Origin of the sequence: uncultured Flavobacterium sp. (assembly GCF_963925415.1) — a bacterium.
Classification (GTDB): Bacteria; Bacteroidota; Bacteroidia; order Flavobacteriales; family Flavobacteriaceae; genus Flavobacterium.
In genome coordinates, this window is record NZ_CAWUTS010000038.1 from 1 (window position 1) to 21,387 (window position 21,387).

The 21,387-nt window shown below is 31.0% G+C and carries 17 protein-coding genes; 1 reads left to right on the forward strand and 16 read right to left on the reverse strand.

All coding sequences use genetic code 11. The annotated features are described in order from the left end of the window. The 4 genes from AABM47_RS02955 to AABM47_RS02970 form a co-directional block, all read right to left on the reverse strand. Positions 1 to 2,088: inorganic phosphate transporter (locus AABM47_RS02955; RefSeq protein WP_338409435.1), on the reverse strand; the 2,088-nt coding region annotated here is incomplete at its 3' end. A 112-nt stretch (positions 2,089 to 2,200) separates the two neighbouring features. Then, the gene (tsaB, locus tag AABM47_RS02960) at positions 2,201 to 2,872 is read right to left on the reverse strand and encodes a tRNA (adenosine(37)-N6)-threonylcarbamoyltransferase complex dimerization subunit type 1 TsaB (RefSeq protein WP_338409436.1); all 672 of its coding nucleotides are present in this window, start codon (positions 2,870 to 2,872) and stop codon (positions 2,201 to 2,203) included. A 123-nt stretch (positions 2,873 to 2,995) separates the two neighbouring features. Continuing rightward, the gene (locus tag AABM47_RS02965; protein ID WP_338409437.1) at positions 2,996 to 4,288 is read right to left on the reverse strand and encodes an efflux RND transporter periplasmic adaptor subunit; all 1,293 of its coding nucleotides are present in this window, start codon (positions 4,286 to 4,288) and stop codon (positions 2,996 to 2,998) included. Between the two features lie 2 nt (positions 4,289 to 4,290). Beyond that, complete coding sequence (locus AABM47_RS02970) at positions 4,291 to 5,724, reverse strand: TolC family protein (protein ID WP_338409438.1); 1,434 nt, start codon at positions 5,722 to 5,724, stop codon at positions 4,291 to 4,293. A 217-nt stretch (positions 5,725 to 5,941) separates the two neighbouring features. On the opposite strand from AABM47_RS02970, the gene AABM47_RS02975 reads away from it, so the two are divergent. Beyond that, positions 5,942 to 7,219: a DUF4403 family protein gene (locus tag AABM47_RS02975; protein WP_338409439.1), complete on the forward strand. Its 1,278-nt coding sequence runs from the start codon at positions 5,942 to 5,944 to the stop codon at positions 7,217 to 7,219. Between the two features lie 20 nt (positions 7,220 to 7,239). Here AABM47_RS02975 and AABM47_RS02980 read toward each other — a convergent pair whose 3' ends face one another. The 12 genes from AABM47_RS02980 to sprA all read right to left on the reverse strand — a co-directional run bounded on the left by AABM47_RS02980 (position 7,240) and on the right by sprA (position 21,383). Further along, entirely contained in the window at positions 7,240 to 7,518 is a 279-nt protein-coding gene (locus tag AABM47_RS02980) for a hypothetical protein (RefSeq protein ID WP_338409440.1), read from the reverse strand. After that, positions 7,508 to 8,044, reverse strand: coding sequence for a DUF420 domain-containing protein (locus AABM47_RS02985; RefSeq protein WP_338409441.1), 537 nt, complete (start codon positions 8,042 to 8,044; stop codon positions 7,508 to 7,510). The genes AABM47_RS02980 and AABM47_RS02985 overlap by 11 nt, the downstream gene beginning before the upstream one ends. Before the next feature lie 76 nt (positions 8,045 to 8,120). After that, the gene (locus AABM47_RS02990) at positions 8,121 to 8,747 is read right to left on the reverse strand and encodes an SCO family protein (RefSeq protein ID WP_338409442.1); all 627 of its coding nucleotides are present in this window, start codon (positions 8,745 to 8,747) and stop codon (positions 8,121 to 8,123) included. Further along, positions 8,747 to 9,397: a hypothetical protein gene (locus tag AABM47_RS02995; protein ID WP_338409443.1), complete on the reverse strand. Its 651-nt coding sequence runs from the start codon at positions 9,395 to 9,397 to the stop codon at positions 8,747 to 8,749. The genes AABM47_RS02990 and AABM47_RS02995 overlap by 1 nt, the downstream gene beginning before the upstream one ends. 76 nt (positions 9,398 to 9,473) lie before the next feature. Beyond that, positions 9,474 to 9,845, reverse strand: coding sequence for a cytochrome C oxidase subunit IV family protein (locus AABM47_RS03000; RefSeq protein WP_338409444.1), 372 nt, complete (start codon positions 9,843 to 9,845; stop codon positions 9,474 to 9,476). Between the two features lie 13 nt (positions 9,846 to 9,858). Next, positions 9,859 to 10,830 (reverse strand): cytochrome c oxidase subunit 3, encoded by a 972-nt coding sequence (locus AABM47_RS03005; RefSeq protein ID WP_338409445.1) that lies wholly within the window; start codon positions 10,828 to 10,830, stop codon positions 9,859 to 9,861. A gap of 45 nt (positions 10,831 to 10,875) precedes the next feature. Continuing rightward, positions 10,876 to 11,454, reverse strand: coding sequence for a cytochrome c oxidase subunit 3 (locus tag AABM47_RS03010; RefSeq protein ID WP_338409446.1), 579 nt, complete (start codon positions 11,452 to 11,454; stop codon positions 10,876 to 10,878). 12 nt (positions 11,455 to 11,466) lie between these two features. Then, positions 11,467 to 12,366: a heme o synthase gene (cyoE, locus tag AABM47_RS03015; protein WP_338409447.1), complete on the reverse strand. Its 900-nt coding sequence runs from the start codon at positions 12,364 to 12,366 to the stop codon at positions 11,467 to 11,469. Between the two features lie 253 nt (positions 12,367 to 12,619). Further along, positions 12,620 to 13,348 carry an energy transducer TonB gene (locus tag AABM47_RS03020; protein WP_338409448.1) on the reverse strand — a complete coding sequence of 243 codons (729 nt, stop codon included), beginning with the start codon at positions 13,346 to 13,348 and terminating at the stop codon, positions 12,620 to 12,622. A 43-nt stretch (positions 13,349 to 13,391) separates the two neighbouring features. Continuing rightward, positions 13,392 to 13,736, reverse strand: coding sequence for a VanZ family protein (locus tag AABM47_RS03025; protein ID WP_338409455.1), 345 nt, complete (start codon positions 13,734 to 13,736; stop codon positions 13,392 to 13,394). A gap of 16 nt (positions 13,737 to 13,752) precedes the next feature. Then, on the reverse strand, positions 13,753 to 14,133 hold the full coding sequence (gene gcvH / locus AABM47_RS03030) for a glycine cleavage system protein GcvH (protein ID WP_338409449.1): 381 nt from the start codon (positions 14,131 to 14,133) through the stop codon (positions 13,753 to 13,755). Between the two features lie 59 nt (positions 14,134 to 14,192). Then, on the reverse strand, positions 14,193 to 21,383 hold the full coding sequence (sprA, locus tag AABM47_RS03035) for a cell surface protein SprA (RefSeq protein ID WP_338409450.1): 7,191 nt from the start codon (positions 21,381 to 21,383) through the stop codon (positions 14,193 to 14,195). Between the last annotated feature and the right edge of the window lie 4 nt (positions 21,384 to 21,387).

A 21,387-nucleotide genomic window follows, 5' to 3' on the forward strand; every position in this document is an offset into this window, starting at 1 on the left:
CGTGTGCTCTTCCGATCTAATAGCATCTAATAAAATGTTTTTCTCTTGTAGTATTGAATCTAGCGACGTAAAGTCTTCATTAACAAAAATTAATTCTAATCTTTCAAACAAATCCTTTAACTTAATGTCAATTGACTTTAAATCTCGTACCTGGTTAAATTTAAGGCTTTTGTGATTGTTATTCAAATGCAAATAACTGTTATTGGTGATATATCCTATTGATTGAACCATGTCTTGAAGATAGCCTAAGATCATAATATAAAACTTACTTGCTTCTAGTGATGTTTCGTCCAAGTTTTTAATAAAATAATAAACGTTGTTTTTTAGACCATCAACCTCGTTTTCAAGTTTTTTAAGTTTGTTTTTATTTTCTTTTAATTTCGCTAAATCCTGTAAACTTAAATTGTCAATTATATTAGAATACAATGAATTTGTTTTTCTAATTACTTTAGCTATTTGAGATGAACTTTCTGAAATGATTTCTTGGATGGTAACAATATCTTCTCGGTTTAATAATGTTTCCTCTTCTTTTTCTTTGGTTTTAATAGAATGATTTTTAGCACTTTTATACATTAATATAGCCACAACTATCATTAATGCAAAGAAAGCGAATACTTTTCCAAACTCTAATATTATGGTTATTAATCCTGCTGTTAAAAAAGCTGCAAATGCAGTAACAAACCAACCACCTATAACATTAATTACACCTGCCACTCTAAAAACGGCGCTTTCTCTATCCCAAGCCCTATCTGCAAATGATGTACCCATAGCAACCATAAACGTTACATAAGTAGTAGATAAAGGCAACTTCATTGAGGTTCCTATAGCTATTAAGATACTTGCCACCATTAAGTTTATTGAGGCACGAATCATATCAAAAGCAGGTTCTTCACTCTTTTTAACAACAGATACTGGTTTTTCAAATCTCTTATCGATATGAAATTGAATAGATTTAGGCAAAATATAATTAATAACTAGGCCAACAGACATAAAACTTCTTACAACTACTCTTGACAAATTATTAGCGTCAAATTTTTCAGAACCTTCACCTTGTCTGGACAAGTCTACCCCTGTAGCAATAACATCTTTTGCTTTTTTTGAAGTCCAAATGGTATAAACCATAATTAAACCTCCAATTAAAAGATACCAAATATTGGCTTTAATTTCACTTGAAGCCAAAGACCCCATCAACATATTTGCATCACTACCATTAGCAATATAAATATCATACGAAGCTAGCGCTGCCATAGGAACACCAATAAAATTTACTAAATCATTTCCCGCAAAGGCCAATGCTAAAGCAAATGTTCCAATAATGATAATAACTTTAAAAATATTTACTTTGAGTATAATTAAAACTTGTGATAAAATCGTCCAAAAAACAAAACTTACGGCGATAATCATTAATTGATGCTCATTCATTAAGTCTTTTAAGTCTTTTGTCATAAATGATGAACTTTTTAAACCCTTAAAAAGAATAAAAAATGTAATTGCAGTTATTCCAATACCGCCAAAAATAGCTCCAAAATATTTTACCTTTTTTTCATATTCAAAAGAAAATAAAATTCTAGAAATATATTGAACAAATCCACCAATTGAAAAAGACAAAACAACAGACAGCAATATGCTTGTAATTATTTCGGTAGCTTTTGATTGATTGATGAACTGAAGAATAGAGCCTGATGAGTCTCCAACTATTAATTTATAAGCCCCTAAACATACGGCTCCACCTAATAAAGAGAAAACTATAGAAACTGTAGTAGAAGTGGGAAGGCCTAATGAATTAAAAACATCTAAAAGCAAAACATCCGTGACCATTACGGCCAAAAATATGATCATTACATCATTAAATGTAAACATTGAAGGCGTAAAAATTCCACTTCTAGCTATTTCCATCATGCCGCTTGAAAAAAGGGCTCCTAATGCAATACCTATACTAGCAACTATCATTAAGGTTTTAAAAGAAACCGCTTTAGAGCCTATTCCTGAATTCAAAAAATTAACAGCATCATTTGCAACTCCAACCATTAAATCCACTGAGGCTAAAATTGCTAGAGCAACTAGCATTACAATATAAATTTGTTCCATTTAAACTCTATTTTTCAAGGTGTAAAATTCTCTTAACTTTTTCGCATAGATGTTAAGTTAATGTTATCAATTAAAAAAAATGACTTCAATACTTAAATAACGCAAATAAAATTTATGGTTTTGTTTTGTTTGTAATCAAGAAATCTTTTAAATAATACGGTTCAAAATAAGCAACATCAACAAAGTCACCTTTTTTGTATTTCTCAAATGAAAGCCAACTCATTTCTTTTGCTGAAGGATAAATAATTGTATCGTAAAAAATAAATTTTTCATCCGTTAATATGTCTTTAAATTTTAATATACCATCACCAACTAAATGTATGGTTTGTTGTATTTCTGAATATGAATATGAATCAATAATTTCAGCTTTAATCTTTCTTGTTTTACTATAATCTTGATTAAAAAATGCGGAATACACTTCCATTCTTCTGGCATCTATCATCGGGATAATTATGCCTTGTTTAATTGCTATTTTTCTGGCTAATAACTCGAGTGTATCAATAGCTATTAAAGGCAAATTAAGGGCATAACAAAATCCCTTTGCCGAAGAAACTCCTATGCGCAAGCCTGTGTAAGAACCTGGCCCTTGACTTACAGCTACTGCATTTAAATCTTTATAGGTTAGCTTGTTTTCTATTAAAAGCTCATCTATAAAAAGGTGTAACTTTTCTGCATGCGAAAAGTTTTGTTCAGCTATTTCTTTATAAGCTATTGTTTTTCCTTTTTTTGATAAGGAAACTGAGCAGTTTTTTGTTGCTGTTTCTATGTTTATTATTAGTGGCATAAGAAATTTGTATTCGCAACAAAAATACAATCTTTTCAAGAGAATCCTATTTTAATAAAAACAAAAAAGACAATTCGTAATTGAATTGTCTTTTTTGTTTTTAATGATGAAAGCGGTTTGTTTTTACTTTGTTTTATCGTCTTTGTTTTCTAGCCTTACTTTATCATTAGACATCAAATCTTTTGAAACGGTTGTATAAGGCCCTACAATAATTTCTTCGCCTTTCTTTAATCCTGAAATAATTTCAATATTTGTATCATCTTGGATTCCCGTTTTTATAACGCGTAATTTTGCTTTATCGCCTACTTTTACAAAAACACATTCAAATTTTTCGTCTGTTTTAGGCGCTGTTCCTTTTTTTAATTGTTCCTCTTTTTCTAGCTCTGCTAAAATATCTTTTTTTACCGAAGTGGTATCTTCTTTAATTACAACTGCACTTATTGGAACGGCAATAATATCAACCTTTTTTTCAGTAATAATATCAACTGTCGCAGTCATTCCTGGTCTAAATGGTGAATAGTTAGCCGCTCTACCTTCTAATAAATCTGAATAAGAATCTTTTTCAATTCTGATTTTTACTTTAAAATTTGTTACTTGATCAGCTGTTAAAGCAGAATTAGCAGAATTAGAAATACTAGTAACTGTTCCTTTAAATTTTCTTTTTAAATAAGCGTCAACTTCAATATCAGCTTGGTCTCCAATAGTTACTTTTACTATATCATTTTCATTAACATCAACTTCAACCTCCATGTTGTTTAAATTTGCAATACGAAGTATTTCTGTTCCTGCCATTTGTTGCGTTCCCAAAACTCGTTCTCCTAGCTCTATAGACAGTAATGAAACTGTTCCGTCTGCAGGAGCATAAATAGTAGTTCGTCCTAAATTATCGCGAGCCTCTGTTAAAGTTGCTAATGCGCTTTGCACGTTAAAATAAGCTGATTGTTTAGACGCTCCAGCTACTTCATATGCCGAAACAATTCTATCCCATTCTGATTTTGAGATAACTCCTTTATTAAATAAGGTTTTGTTTCGATCATAATTAGCTTTTGCTTCTTTTACTTGTGCGTCAACTTGGCTTAAACCTGCTTTTGTATTTGACACAGAAGCCGATGCTCTATTAACTCCAGAAACATAGATGTCTGGATTTATTTTTACTAATAAATCGCCTTTTTTAACTTGTTGTCCTTCTTTTATTGGCAAAGCAATAACTTCACCTGAAACTTCAGATGATATTTTTACTTCTACTTCGGGTTGAATTTTTCCTGTAGCTGAAACAGTTTCTACAAGAGTCATTTTATTGGCTTTTGCTATTTCAACAATTTTTGTGTCATCATTTTTTCCTTTTCCAAAGATTATGATTCCTGCAACGATTACTATAATTGCACCTAATAATATAAATATGGTTTTCTTTGACATGTTTATTGTTTTTCAATTAATGGGATTCCAAAATAAAATTCTACTATTTTTGTTCTAAATAAATAATCATATTTAGTTCGCAACACTTCCGATTGTGCGTTAATTAAAAGTGTTTGTGCTTGATTAAAGTCAAAAACATTCATCAAACCTACTTCATAGCGTTCTTTTGCATAATTAAACGAAAGCAAACGAGCTTCTAAAGTGGTTTGTGCTGCCTCATAGCTTTCCTTTGCTGCTTTGGCATCTGAATATGCTGTAAAAACATTACGTTCTATATCTAATTCTTGTTGGCTCAAATTTAATTTAGCTCTTTCGAAAGCTACCTTACTTCTTTCCACATTATTTCTTACTGAAAAGCCATTAAAAATAGGTACGCTTAATTGCATACCAAAATTTTGTCCCTTGTTGTTACTAAATTGATCAAACAACGGCATTGGTTTTCCTAAAACAGGAGAAAAATTAGGTTGCAATACTTGTTGATTTGTGCCTTCAACATAACCAATAGCAGATGTTGGACTGTTGGTGTTAGGAATAAACCCTACAACTCTATCGCTATAAGCTGCACGTGTACTAAAACTATAAAAACCAGATATTGTAGGTTGATAAAATGCCTTTGCAATTGCAATATCTTTTTCGGCTATTTCTAATGTTGATTGAGCAATTTTTAACTCCGTACGTGTTTCTTTAGCTTTTTTAGTAATTGATTCAGATGATTGCAATAAAATTTCTTCGTTTAATGCAGGAATTTGATTTTCATCAATATCAAAGTTTTTAAAATCTTGTAAACGAAGTAATTGAGCTAAACTTAATTTTGAAATAAGTAAAGCATTTTGTGCTGCAATGACCCGTTGGTTATCTGATGCTGATGTTGCTTTAATGTCTAACAAATCTCCTTTTGGCACAACTCCAGCTTCAACTAATTGATTTGTTCGATCTAATTGTGCTAAATTATAGGTTTGTTGTTGTTGCTGTACTTTTAAGTTTTCTTTATTAAACAAAATTTGCAAGTAAGCATTAGCTACATTTAAAGAAATATCTTCTTGCATTTTAGTCAATTGATACTGTGATGCAATAAGTGAAAGGTTTGATTTTCTTAACTGCAATTGGTTTTTTAATCCACTATAAATATCGATTCCAACATTTAAACCCGCTTGGGTAAACTGTGTGGTTTGATTTTCTAACAAACCTGTTGTAATGTTTTGGTTTAAACCAATATTCCACGAATGAGAGGCACTTGCATTAATATTGGGAAGAAATGCGCCGTAGGCGTCTTTTTTATTAATGAATGCATTTTGAATATCTAATTCTGATGATTTTATAGAAATATTATTCGTAACGGCATATTCTACACAATCTCTCAAAGTCCATTTTTTTTCTTGTGCAAAAAGTTGTAATCCAACTAACAAGAGGAAAAATACTATTTTTTTTTGTGTCATTTTATATAAGTTGCTTTCTGATTTCCCCTATAAGACCTTTATTTTTACAAAATGTTACACAAAACAAATAAATTTTTACTTTTGTTTAAATTATTTTTCTAGTATGAAATATATCATTAGCATTTCGATTTTTATTTTTATAATTAGTGTGTTTATGTCTTGTGGTACTGCAAAACAAATTAATTTTTAAAAGCCTTTACCTTCATTAAATAGTCTAATGGTATACAAAAATAAAACTTCTTTTATTTCTATGCCTGTTGAAGTTTCTGTAACTTATATTGAAAACCAAATTAACAAAAAACTAGTGGGATTGATATTTGAAGACCAAAACATAGAAGATAATAATGCTCTTGTAAAAGTTTGGAAAACAAGTGCTATAAAATTGACAGAAAAAAATGGAATTATTACATCTGCAATACCTTTGAAAGTTTGGATAAAATTTAAGTATGGAACAGCTTTTTTAGGATTAAATGACACTAAAGAAATAAACCTTGATGGCATTGTTATTATTGAAAGTAAAGCAGAATTGTCCAATTGGAAATTAACTACTACTTCAAAAATTATAGACATCAAGTGGAACGAAAGTCCGAATATCGTTGTTGCCGGAAAAAGCATTCCGATTACCTATATAATAAAACCTGCGTTATCATTATTCAAAACTAAAATAGCTGCGATGATTGATGATTCAATAGATCAATCTTGTGATTTTAAACCTCATGTTTTAAACGCATTAAACAGTATAAGCAAGCCTTTTTTGACGAGTGACATTTATGAAACTTGGTTTAAATTAATTCCTATTGAATTATACGCCACTGATGCCACAATAAAAAACAGTACGATTTTCATGAATTTAGGTTTGAAATGTGACATGCAAACCATGGTAGGCTTGGAACCAAAAAACACTTTTGATGTCTCAAAAATAGCCTTAAAACCAGTAGCAAAAATGCCAGATAAAATTACAGCATCAGTAGCTGCGGTTTCTACATATGAAAGTGCTTCTAAAATAATTACTAAAAATTTTAAAGGTCAAGTGTTTGGTGCTGGAAGCAAAAAAGTTAGCATTCAGAATGTGGAAATTTGGGAAAAAGACAAAAAACTAATTATAGCCCTTAGTATGACAGGAGCTATTAATGGAACAGTATATTTGTCTGGCATTCCAAAATACAGCACAGAAACCTATGAAATAACTTTTGATGATTTAGATTATGTTTTAGACACCAAAAATGTTTTGTTAAAATCAGCAAATTGGTTGGCTCAAGGCAAAATTTTGAAGAAAATTAAAGAAAATTGCCGTTATTCTATAAAAGAAAACTTAGATAATGGCAAAAAAAATATGCAACCATATTTAAACAATTATTCTCCAATAAAAGGTGTTTTTGTTAATGGAAACTTAACCGATTTTGTGTTTGAAAAAATAGAGCTAACCAATAAAGCTATTATTGCGTTTATAACTACATCTGGAAATATGAGCATTACAATTGATGCAGTGAAATGATTTGCTGTCTGTATAAAAAATTACTGCTTTTTTGAATACCTTAATTTATAAACTGCAAAAGCAGCAAAAGCAACTAAAATGTAAGGCATAATCATTAAAAAAATAATTCCGTCATTAACTGCTTCAGCTTGCACTGCGTTATCTTTACTTTCTAAAGATGCTCTACACATGGCACATTGAGAAAAAGAAACTATAGGCCCTAACAAAAAGGAAATGGTTAGAAAAAAAACTTTTTTATTTAAAGTTATACCAACAATATTTTTGACTTTTGACTTTTGAAGATGTCGTTTAATTCGCATAGTATGGAGCAATCATTAAATAAACCACTACACCCGTAACGGCTACATATAACCAAATAGGAAATGTTATTTTTGCTAATTTTTTATGTTGATCAAATTGTTTAGCCAAAGCTCTAACATATGTAAATAATACCAACGGTATGATGATTATAGATAAAATAATGTGAGAAATTAATAAAGGATAATAAATAAATCCGTAGTTGCCTTCATAAACTGTTGAGTCGGAAGTTATGTGATATGAAATATACATTAACAAAAACAAAAGGGAGCAAAATATAGCTCCTTTCATTAAACGTTCGTGCATTGTTCTTTTTCCGTTTTTAATAGACACAACAGCTAAAATTAACAAAACAGCTGTTAAACCATTTATTGTAGCATAAATTGGAGGCAAAAAGGACAAAGGTTTTACATCAAAACCCATTTTTTGTAAGTTAACCCCAAACAAAAGGGCTACTGCTATTGGTATTATAATAGATACAGCTATAATTAGCTTATTGTATTTTGTTTTTTCGGTATTTGTACTCATATGTATGGTGTTATTAATATCTACTTAAGTCTTCTCTCTGAAGCCATATGATTTTTAAGTTGTATGTATTTTATTTTTATTCTTTTAATAATTTTTTTATATCCTCTTTAATTGCTTTTATTCCTGATTCTTCTAATCCGTCGTAAAAGAAAATAGGGTTGTTAAAACTATCCTTTCTGCATCTTATTTTGCCTTGCATATCTATTAAAGCAAATAAACCCGAATGATAAAGACCCCCAGGTTCATTTTCATCAGCTCCAGCGTTTAATTTAAATCCTTTTTCAGCTAAATTAAAGACATAAGTTTTATCTCCTGTTAAGAGGTGCCAATTGAAGTTTTTTATGCCTAAAAAAACGGCATGTTCTTTTAAGACTTCAACGGTGTCGGTGTATGAATCAATAGAAATAGAAGCTATACCAAAATTGGGATTTCCATAAAACTCTTCTTGTAACAGAAGCATATTTTGATTCATTATAGGGCAAATTGTAGGGCATGTTGTAAAAAAAAATTCAACTACATATACTTTTCCCAAATAATCCTTATCGGTAATTTTTTTATTGTTTTGGTTGAGCAAAGAAAATTTGGGCACAGTACCCATAACCAATAAATCTGATTTACTAAATTTAACTCGCAACTCATTGGCAACCCAAATTCCGAATACTAAAATGATAAATGAAATACCGATGTATGATTTATTTTTCATTAGATTTTTCGTTTATTGTTGCGTTTTAAAGCCAAGCGATATTCAGCTAAAATAACTTTTACATCATCACTCATGTTGTTATGCAAATCTGCTGCAGATATGGTGTTATACCCTTCTTTATATTCGTTTTCTCCTTTTAAGTCTTTTCCTTTTCGGCCTCTAAGATTAAGGTCTTTATCAATGATATAAACGTTAGTAGATCCAATACTAGGGTCTAAAACCTCTTGAATTTTTAATTTTTTGTGAAAAAAAGCTATAGAATCAAGTGATGTAAAAACAAATTTCCAACCCGATAAGTCAGAAATAGTACCTAATTCATCGATTATAGATTGTATGTTTTTTTCGGTGCCATTTGGAGCAATCATTACAATCTGAAAATCTTTAAACTCTTTATTTTTATTATATATTTTTTGATTTAAATTAAATAAATTGCCTTTTTCCGTTAATACATCATTACCTAAAAAACCAAGAATAGTAATGTTTTCTTTAAGTTTGACTTTGGTATTATTTAATGACTTCCAATTGGGTAATTCAGATATGTTTTTGGTAAGTATTGGTAGATTGACAAAATTATTAACACCTGTTGCAAAAAACATATATACAACTAGTGGTAAAATAAAAAGCACAATTAAAACTAATTTTTTTCCCATTTAAGATTATGTTTAATAAAGTGTAAATATAAAAAATCCCGAAATATTTCGGGATTAATCTATTTATATAAAAATGTTAAAAATTCCATTTTATAGTTCCTGTATGAAAGACGTCATAAATATAATTAGCCTCTACCAACAAAATAAAGGATAAATATAGCACTAAAAATATAAAAGGGGCTACAACAGCCGTTGCTAAGCTTTTCTTTTCACCTTCCATGTGCATAAAAGCCCAAGTAATATAATATGCCTTAACTACTGTTAAAATAAGAAATATCCAGTTTAAATAGCTTGTAGTTTTTATTTCTGTAAATGGAATAATAAAGTTACTTCTAAATAAAAAATCAGGTTTAACTATACCAAAACCTACTTCTACTATTGTTATTAATGAAAGAATTCCGAAAACTGTCCAAATTCTTTTTAAGTTTGATTCGTGTGCGTGTGCCATTTTATATAATTTATTAAACTAAATAGAAGAATGTAAATACAAATACCCAAACTAAATCGACAAAGTGCCAATATAATCCAACTTTTTCTACCATTTCATAACTGTTTCTTTTATCGTAAGTGCCTAAAAGAACATTAAAGAAAATGATTATATTGATCATAACTCCTGTAAATACGTGAAAACCGTGAAACCCTGTGATGAAGAAAAAGAAATTGGCAAATGATTTTTGACCATATTCATTTCTAATAAGGTTAGCACCTTCAACAACATAATGAGCAGTAGCTAATTTTTTTATAGACTCTTCTCTGTTCAGAATTACTTTTTTCTTGTCTACAATTTTTTCTGTACGAACTAAAATTTCTGGATGATTTTTAAATCCTTCAATAACTTCATTAACAGAGTAACTTGGCAATGATCCTTCGGACATAAACCAAATTCCTTTATTTCCAGTATGTTGTTCTCTTACTTCTGGTAAATGTGCAGCAAAATCGGCTAAAGCTACTCGATGACCATCTGTATTAACAAATTGTAATATAGAGCCCCCTTTTGTTTCAACTGCACCAAATTCACCTTTAATAAAGTTTTTCCACTCCCAAGCTTGAGAGCCTAAAAATATTAAACCTCCAACAATAGTTAAAAGCATATAAAATGCAACTTTCGTTTTCTTTAAATGATGACCTGCATCAACAGCTAATACCATTGTTACCGATGAAAAGATAAGAATAAAAGTCATCAAAGCAACATAATACATAGGAGCTTCAACACCATGCAAAAATGGAAAGTGAGTAAAAACTTCATCGGCAATTGGCCAAGTTTCTATAAATTTAAATCTTGAAAACCCATAAGCTGCAAGAAATCCTGAGAAGGTAAGCGCATCAGAAAGGATAAAAAACCACATCATCAATTTACCATAGGTTGCTCCCATTGGCCCTGGGCCTCCGTCTAATAAGTCTTCGTGTTCATGTGAAGTATCTGTTGCTTCCATAAAATTTTTTATGTTAAAAAAGTTCTCAAATTTATTCTTTTTTTTCTACTTGTAAAAGTAGAAAAATATAAATAGTAAAATCCATATTAAATCCATAAAGTGCCAATACATTCCACTTAGCTCAATTCCAAGTGTTTGCGTAGCATTATATTTTTGTTTAAAATGATTATAAATTACTATTATTAATGATATTATACCTCCTAAAAGATGTGCAATATGCACAATAACCATAATGTACAAAAATGATGTAGTAATAGAGCTTTCACTTCCTGTGAAGAAATAACCACTAGCTACAACTTGCGAAAATCCTGCGAATTGCAAAAGTATAAAAGAAATACCTAAAACCAAAGTTACAAGAAGGAATATTGTAGTTAAATTTCTTTTATTTTCTTTCATTGCCTTTAATGCAAAATGAAAAGTAAAACTACTTACTAATATGGCCAAAGTACTAAATGTAAATGCTAGAGGCAATTGAAAATCTTGAATCCAATCGGGTCTTGATCTACTTACTACAAATCCGCTTGATAATCCTGCAAAAATCATAAAAATACTTACCATACCAAAAAGCAGTAACATTTTAAATGTTTTGCCTTGTCTTGACTTTTCTTCTTCTATTGTCATCATATCTTTAATTTTTTAAATAAACTTATCTATTACATATATAATTTGCAGCAATGTAATGTATGAAACACTTACTAACATTAATTTTCTTGCCGCTATTGCGTCCATTTTATTATATAATTTAAACGAAAAGAATAGCATCCATAGTCCTAATGCAAATATAAGTACTGCTGTTTGAATTGAAATTTGAAACTTACCTGTAATTCCAAAAACAGGAACAATTGAAGCCAAAATAGTCCAAATGGTATATAAGATGATTTGTAATGCTGTTTTTTTATCTCTTTTACCGGTTGGCAACATGTAAAAACCAGCTTTTTTATAATCGTCAAATAAAAACCAACCTATAGCCCAAAAATGTGGAAATTGCCAAAAAAATTGGATTATAAATAAAGTTCCTGCTTCAATTCCAAAAGTGCCTGTTGCGGCCACCCAACCTAACATATATGGAATTGCCCCAGGAAAAGCACCCACAAAAACAGACAAAGGCGATAGCGTTTTTAGTGGAGTATATAGACTTACATACATGAAAATCGAAATTGCTCCAAAAAGAGCTGTTTTTGGATTTACCGCATATAAAATAGACAAGCCAAGCGCCGTTAATATAATGGCCAGTATAAATGCATTTTGTTTTGAAATTAAACCCGCTGGTAAGGGACGATTTTTAGTTCTATCCATTAAAGCGTCTAAATTTTTTTCAATGATTTGATTAAACACATTTGACGCACCTACCATACAATAGCCACCAATTGAAAGTAATAATAATGTTTTGAACGTTGAAGCATTCCAAACATCAACACCAAGGGCATAACCCGCTAATGTAGAAAACATTACGCTAATTGTTAATCGAGCTTTTGTAATAGCTGTAAATAAACTAAAGAAGTTGGGTTTTAAAAGCGTTTTATTTGATGCACTCAAAATAAAGAAATTGTTGTTTTAATGGTTTACAAAGATAAGAATAAGATTTATTATTTAGGCAGAAAAATGATTGATTTAACAACTGCTTAAATAAAAATAAAACCTAGTGTTTTTCATCAAAGAGGGGTTTGGTAATATTGATTTATATTGGGTTAAATTTATTTAAAGATACATTTATTCGAAATTACAGCGCAAAAAAAAATCCCAGTCTAAAGATTGGGATTTTATATTTCATAAAAAGTGCTTTAACCTTCTATTCTAATCTAAACATAATAGGCTGAGCGTAACTTACTCCAACTGCTTTTCCTCTTTGTTTACCTGGTGTAAATTTTGGAAGCTTTTTTATAATTCTTTCTGCTTCACTTTCTAATAAATCACTTCCATCTTTTCCTGTACCTCTTATTCTTAAGTTTGTAACTGTTCCTGTTTTGTCAATAACAAACATAACTGTCACCCTACCCTGTGATCCGTCTTCTTGTGCTCTTTCTGGATAAGAAAAATATTTTTTTATGTGTTTGTTCATTTGTTCTAAAAAACAGTCTTTTTGCTTGTCTCTAGAAACTTTTTCACAACCTGGAAATAATGGAATATCCTCTAAAACTGCAAATGGCACATCTACATCAATATCTTCTAAATCTCCTTTTTTATCACCTACAGCAATAGCTTTGATTGCAACTTTTTCACTAGTTTCAGTTACAGCTATTTTTTTCTCTTCTAATACAACTTCGTCTTTTACTACTTGAATAACTTCTGGAGCTGGTGGTGGTGGTGGTGGAAGTTTTTGTAATTGTTGTGTTAATGGCACAGCCTCTTCATCAATAAAGTTGTCAATTCTATTGCTTGTGTCTTGAACGATAACTGGGTCAATCGTTTTGGTCTCAATTGCTATATACGTCAATATGGTTATTGCTGCTAATCCAATTTGGAAATACAAAAGGCTATTTCGTTTAGCATCTACGTTAGGATTTTTTTTTGGTTGCATAGTTATAATTTTAAGGTACGAATATATATAATATTTTTTATTTTTATTTAATTTTAAGTCTATAAATTTTATTTACAACAAAAATATAGGATAAAAGAGCAAAAATTACACCTGTTGTATTTGCAATCACATCTAATATCTCTCCTTTTCTTGTTACAGTAAAACTTTGTTGAATAACTTCAATAATTATGCCATAAGTAATTGCAAGACCAGTTATTGTAAAATAATTCAAAAAACTTTTTGGATTAAAACTTTTAATTAACAGTAAGGTTAATACAAAGTAGAACGTAAAATGCACTATCTTATCTGTAGAAGCAATTGTTTTGAAGGGCAATGTATTAAAACTAACAAGGCTTAATGTGGTTATGATAATAAACCAAACACACATTGCTATTTTATATTTTTTAGACTCCAATTAGTGCTTTGTATGTATTAACATCTAAAAGCTCATCCCAATCAGACAAATTAGACACTCTTACTTTTACCATCCATCCTGCTCCATATGGATCGTTGTTTACTTTTTCTGGCTCACTTTCAAGAGAGTCATTAAACTCTATTACTTCGCCTGCAATTGGCAAAAATAAATCAGAAACTGTTTTAACTGCTTCAACTGTTCCAAAAACCTCATCTTTTTCTAAAGTTTGATCTAAAGTTTCAACTTCAACATAAACAATATCACCTAGTTCTTTTTGAGCAAATTCTGTAATTCCAACAGTTATTACATCGCCATCTAAGCTTACCCATTCGTGATCTTTAGTGTATTTTAAATTTTCTGGAAAATTCATAATTATTAATTTTTAACAAAAATATATTTTTATTAGTACTTTTTTAGTTTTTTTTGAAATTAATTTCCAAAATTATATCTCAATGTAAATCCACCTCTAATTGTTGTAAGAGGAAATGCCGTAGAAATCATTGCTTTTGAAAACTGATGGTCATAAAAGAAAATAGCTGTTAGGTTTTTAGAAAACGAATAATCTGCAGTAAACTTAATTGACATTAAGTTTTGTCCGCCAGATAATTGATTGTTATCATAATCTAAATATCGAACTATGGTTGAGCTTTTTCGAATTGAAAAATCAGCTTTTAAATTGATATCACTTTTAATAATGCCTGTAGGGCTATCTGCTAATGCTGAACTGATTACAACATCTTTTATTCTATAACCCATTCCTAAAGTATATTCATTTCCATTTATTTCTGTAAGCAAATTATTATCAAAACTCATGTTAAGTGTTCTGTCTTTTTTTATTTCGGCAAGAAATTTTAACGAACTTTTAGTTTCAAAGTCAAGACGAACTAATGGGTTAAATTGTTCCGCTAAATTGATGTTTGAAATGATGTTTTTTGCATAAATGTTTCCGTTTTGATCCGAATTTAAACCTGTTGCGGCATCTATATCTTTATTTAAGTTAGACCTAAAAGCATTAATACCATAACTTGCTCTATATCCGTGTTGAATAGATAAGCGTTTAAAATTATTTTTGAAAAATTTATAATTCATCAAGCCAGTATACTTAATATTCCAATTAGGCAAAGGAATAGATTTAAAATTTTTAGTAGAAGAAGTATTTGCGTTTTGACCTGAATAAGCTGCTAAAAAAGCAGGTAATAAAACTTGTTGACTGTTTTTTCCAAATCCATTTGGATAACCGTCGCCATCTGAATCAATAACGTTTCCTACCCCATAATAGTCTTGTGCTAAACGATTGGCAATTATTACTCTATTATCTCTAAAATCTTGAAATGCTTCTGAAAAGTTTTCGTCACTTTGACCGAATGCGGTTTTTATTAAAATGGTAGAAATGTTATAATTACCAAAATTGTATGGCGATCTAGCATTATATAATCCATCTGCCGAAACATCATATTGTTCAGAAAAATTCTCTGCTAAAATTCTATCCGCATTTAAGTCTATTTTAAAATCTTTAAACAATTCCATTTGAGCTGTAAAAGTCAATTGTTTGCTTTTTACTTGTGTAAAGTTTTCATTAAACTGATCAAAAGTAGTTAAATAGCCGTTTTTTGCAGCCTGATATCTTACATCAGACTGACTGCCTAATATAAATCCAATAGTTGGTTTTGATGAGCCAAAGAATCCTAAGCCTGGCAAAAAACCTGGCAATACAGTTCCATTATTTTCGGTGTAATTAACTTGCATGTTTTTTACACTTGTTAAAACTCCAATAACTCCTTTTACAAAAATATTTTGGTCCTTAGCGGGATTAAATTTTGGTTTAGCAACAATTTTTTCTCCTGGTTTTGGTGGAGCTGCTGATTGAGTTTTGGGTGTTCTCTTTACCCCAATACCTAAAGCTTTATATAAAATAGCCATATTAAATGTTGTATTCAGCTTATGTGAATTGGCATTTTGAATGGTGTTTCCAAGATGCTCTACAACGTCATTAATTGTAGTATTTGCATACGGATTTCGAGTCCAATTATAATCGGATGTGTAGGAGTAATTTGATTTAATAAATCCTAAAAAAGGCAATTTACTAATTGGCAATTCATAATTAATCACCATTTGTTGATTGTGCTGATTAGCTGTTCCTGCATTCCAAAAATCATCCCAAATGGTAAACGAATCAATAGGCCTGTTGTTTTCGTCGAGATAGTTTTGAACTAAATTGTTTGAACTTGCATTATAAACAACTGAAAGAGATTTTGTTAAATTATAATTAAACCCATAGTTATAATTGAAGAAAAAATTTCTTCTGAATAAAGGGTCTAATTCCAATCCTTGAACTTCAATTTGTCTGAATTGCTGTTTGTTATATTGTCTTAAAACATTAGAACTAAATGAAATGCTAGTAGGTAAAAAATTTAAGTTAATGTCTTTTAAATATTTAAAATATTTATCGTTAGAAAATATTTTTGTTTTTTTAAACGGCTCCACTGTTAAAGGCTTAAAAGAGTACGTATAATCAACAGAAGTTTTAACTTGCTTGTCTTCTAAACTTTCAATTTCAAAATCCTTATGCTGTGTTTCATTATACGAGTAAGACAAGGTTAAATTTTCAGGATCGTATATGTGTTGTTTTTGATCTGGAGCTCTATTTTTTCGAACACCTATAAAGTTAATACTTTGTCTTTTAGTATAGTCTATAGCTCTTTGTTGAATACTTTCTCGCTCTGCAGCGTCAGTTGTAACATTTAACAATTGATCTAATTCAATATCTTGAAAATAGGGATCATATTGAGGTGTAATCATTTCTTCGCCAATAGCATAATTAAAAGGCAAATTAACCCCCCATTTTTTTGGAAGTAAATTTCCCAAATTAAAATTGGTAACAATGTCATACTGTTTAACATCTTCTCTACTTCTTTCGTTTGGACCTTGTTCTAAGGATCCAAAGCCTATAGTGCTTAATCTTCCTGTAGCAGAAAGCGTAGCAAAATCTGCCATATTGGTGTCTAAGTTAGCCACTGCGGCATAGCCTCCTTTGTTGTCCATTTCAGACATTCGAAGTTCATTAAACCATACTTCACCTCTTATGGGTCCTGATCCATTTTTGTTTTTTATACCCACCATTAAGGTTCGAACTAAGCCAAAATTAGGATTCCCTTTTATACCCAATGTCAATTTATTTTCTGCTGATCCAATGGTTTCTTCTTCTACAAAACCAATTCCATTTTCATCATAAACAATAGAGGCATCGTTTGAAAGTGATAATATTTTTAATTTTGTTAATAAGGATAATGGCACGTTAATTTCATTATCTGCTAGCCAAACATCTTCTGGGGATCGTGCTGTTTGAGCAGATACTTTTAAAGGCATTTCGACTTGATAAAAATTTTGAGTAAAGTCATTTCCAAAACGAATAAAGGCAACCATTTCGTCATCTTGCAGTGGGTTACTTTCTGGTGTAGGTAATGCTTCTGCATGTAAAAACATTCGCATTTTTTTAAATTGACGCATGTCTACATTTACATTTTTAAACACAGCTCTGGAGTCTTTCTGTTCTAGACCGTCTATATAACTTGTGGGTATTGGGTCATACACTCGTAATGATAGTGACTGTTCGTTTTGATTAATCACCGCATTTGAATTGTACAATTGTTCTCTATTTACTCCCGGTGGAGCAACATATGGAATTGGAGAACGATTTTCGTTTTCTTGTATATTAACCGATACAACATCAAAAGCTGTGTTATCATCTGAAACAATTGGATCTAATTCATCTAGAGTATTTGTAAATCTTCTCCACTCACCTCTAACCAAATCTAATGCCCCAAAACGCAAGGTTACATCGTCATTAAAACCCGTTAAAAACATTCTCATAAATCGAACAGAACGTAAGTCTGATATGCCTCCTTCTGCATTGGCAGGGATTGCTAATTCTTGAATTGGAATTTTATATTGAATCCATCGGGCTTTTCCAGTAGTTCCATCGGGTAAATCAATATTATTGTCTATTCGTGCGTCTACAATAAAATTACTTCCCACGGGTACATCTGTAAGTAAATCTCCGTATTTTTTTACATCTACTTCAAACTTATAATATGCATTTATGGTATTCATAGTATTATCTCTGTTGATATCTTCAACATCAGGAAATGTTGTGTTTCCCCTGTTGGTATCGGTAACATTAACAGGCGAATTTCCTTGAGTACCGTTGTAATTTTTGTATCGTTCTAAAACGCTACCTGTAGCATTTAAGTAAAACTGATAGTTATCTGCTGCAGGGTCAGGGTTACCTGCAAATGCTGGAAACTGAATTGCTTCTTCAGCATCTGACAAGCCATTTAAGCCTATATCTTGAACCGCTCTATTAGCTTCATTTGTATCAAAAGCATAAATTAAAGACTGAGAAGCTGGAATTTTTCCCCATGAAGTTGTCACTGTTGGTGTTGGCGCTCCCGTTTCTGGCAAGCCGTTTTCATATAATTTTCTTCCGTCTTTTAATACATCTTCAGAAATTTCACCTAAATTAAAAACTAACTTCCCTTCGTTGGTTGCTGGTGTAATATCATTTGGCAAGCCATAATAAGGGTCCATTACCCAAAACTGGATGTATTCTACATTAGATTGTTCAAAATTTGTAGAATTTATACTTCTCATAATTCCACCCCAGTTGTTTTGCTGAGTTCCCGATGGAAAAACATTATTTGTGGCTGATGGGTTATAGTTATATGGCCCTCTTTCTTTTGGAAAATAGGTTAAATCTAAAGTTGAAATTACTTGAGTTTGTCCGGGAACAACATCTGTTTGGGGAAATATTTCATAGCTAAAAATTCTTCGGGTTTTATTAGACGACAAATCTTGGTTTGAAATTCCACCTGGTGCTTGTGTGTAAAAAACAGGGTCTATAGAGTACCAAGCCATTTTTGCTCTTTTGTATCCATAACTTAAATCATTTTCGTTAAGTTCTCCTCCATAATTTATGGGACTACTTGACAAACTCCATGCTGAAGCCGAACGCATATCTATTGTAGTTTGAGAACCTTCAAAGTCATCTATATAAACTGTAGATTCTCCATTAAAATTAGATGTTTTTGACGCGCCTGGTTTTAAATAAGCAATTTCACCTCTAAACGATAAATTTGAAGGAACATCGGTATCTATGTTTGGTAATTTATTAGCCAATCGTGTTAAAAAAGGTATTTCGGCAGCAAAACTTGTGTTTAGTCCAAAAATAGTGTTGTTAACTGCGTCTTGACCATAGTCGCTTTTTTGTGTGAAAGGTCTTTCAGACATATTTAAAATTGTACCTCCTAAAAGAAAATTTTCACTGAATTTATGCTCCACATTTAAACCCCAAAAGCGTCTGGTTTGTTGACCAAAAACTGCATTATTTTCAAGAGATACATTGATCGGAATATTAGATGCTAAAAGAGAGGTGTCTGTTATATAAACCCTTCCCAATTGGTAATTTACAGTATAATCAACGCCCTCAACTAAAACCCTGCCTGCGGCACTTACAACTACGGATCCTTGTGGCACATTAAATGCGCCTATAGCAATTCCGTCTCCAGAAGTAGATTTATATTTACCCCTTAATTGAAATTTATTTTTTTCACTATCCTGCAAAGCGGCAGCTTGAGTGTTTTTATATAAATTTCTAAAGACATATTTTTCTTGATTGGCATTATAGCTTAAATCTGTATCATAATCCTCTGCTCCTAATTTTAATTTATCAAACAATAATTTTCCAAAGGGTTCTACATTGGTAAATATAATTCTACCATATTGTGCGTCAACGGTGATTCCGGGTATAAAATCAAAAAAACCATCTCCTCCCTGTTGTGGGTCGTTGGTGTAATTTAACTTATCTAAATTAAAAACTTTTATTAAAGGCGTTTCAGCAACTCCAACTGGTAAGGAAGTTGTTCCAACCTGTTTTATGTAATTTAATGGTGACGGGTCTGTATATAAGATATTGAATTTAAAGTCTTCACTCTCCAATTGATAACCCCCAGGAATTTGATAAATGTTTTTCATCATTAGATTCCAAATGGGTTTACTAACGTTTACTAAAGTTCCTTTAAGCATTTTTAAAATAAGACTTTGCGTAGAAGGAGTTGCTATTTCAGTTGTGTTATCTACTTGAGTTGCGTCAATTCCGTCGGTTCCAAATTCTCCAACTTGATATACAGAATCTCCAATGGTATACTGATACGATACTGCCAATACCTCATCATTTGAGAGTCTTTGGTTTAAGGAAATATACCCTAATTGAGGATGAAAAGTAAATTCATTAGTGCTTAGCTTTCTTGCATTTTCAAGTTTAACATAATCTTGTCCCTCTTGAACGCCCGAAACATTAAAGCCATTTCCGGCGGTTGCTATATCTCTAATTCCGTCATTTAATAAAGACCCTATTTGACCTATTTGACTGGGGTTAAATTTATTGTTTTTATTATCTGAAGGAGCGTTCGGTGTTGTGCTAAAAAATCCAAGAGGTATTGGGCTTAATCCTATGATATCTGAATCATTGAATGCGCTTAATTGGCCTTCTCCTAAATCTTGAAGTCCAATGATGTTTCTTAAATTATTATCCTGAGCACTTACCCTGTTTTGTTTGTTTGTAACCCAAACTTCAATACGTGTTATTTGTATTCTACTATCTATATATGGGTAGTTTTTTAATGCAGTGTCGTAATTATTTCTAAAATATTGTGATAAAAAATAATGCCTATCATTATCATACTCTTGTGCAAAAAGGCTAAATTCTTGAACAGTAGCACCACCTTCTGCATTGACAGATTTTGTTTGAGATTTTTGTTCAGAGAAAACAGCTTTTACGGTTGTTTTACCAAACTGCAATTCGGTTTTTACTCCAAATAGACTTTGTGCCCCTCTTATAAGTGTGCTGTTAATAGGTAAACTTACGTTTCCTAACTCAATTTTCTGAACGATTGCGTCTTCATTTCCTGAAACACTTTTTGGAATGCTCCCTTTTAAATTTGTGGGGTCTATACCTCCTATTGTGGGGTCATAGGTTAATTTTATTAAGTTTTGAAATGAAAAAGTAGATTGGGTGTCATAATTTACATTTACACCTAATCTTGTTCCAACTTTTCCTTGTAAACCAAGACTTATTCTTTGGTTAAAGTCAAATGTGGTGGTTGATCTGTTTCGGGGCGAAAGCGAAGGATTATCTTGCTTTGTATATCGCAGCCCTAAATCTAACTCTACAGATCCCGATGGCTTTATGTCGATTGAATTTCCTCCAAAAAGAGTTTCAAATAATTTTGAATTTACATAATAACGTGGTAATAAATTTCTTTGTGCTTCTTCTGCACCTAGTTTTTTTCCATCAAGAGCGCTTAATTTTTCTTGATAATATTTTCGCATTTCCTCTTTTAAAATCAATTCCTCATATTGAAGTGGCGTAAGAATAATAGGATAATTGATGTTAAAGCCTTCAAAAGTACTGGTGTAAATATATCTATCGCTTATTGGGTCGTAGGTATAGGCGTCTAAAATACTATTTGGATTATTAATATCAATATTACCTTGACTGTATCCTTTAACAATACTGTCGTTTTCTGTAACTTGAGAAAATGAAAAACCCATAACTAATACCATGAAT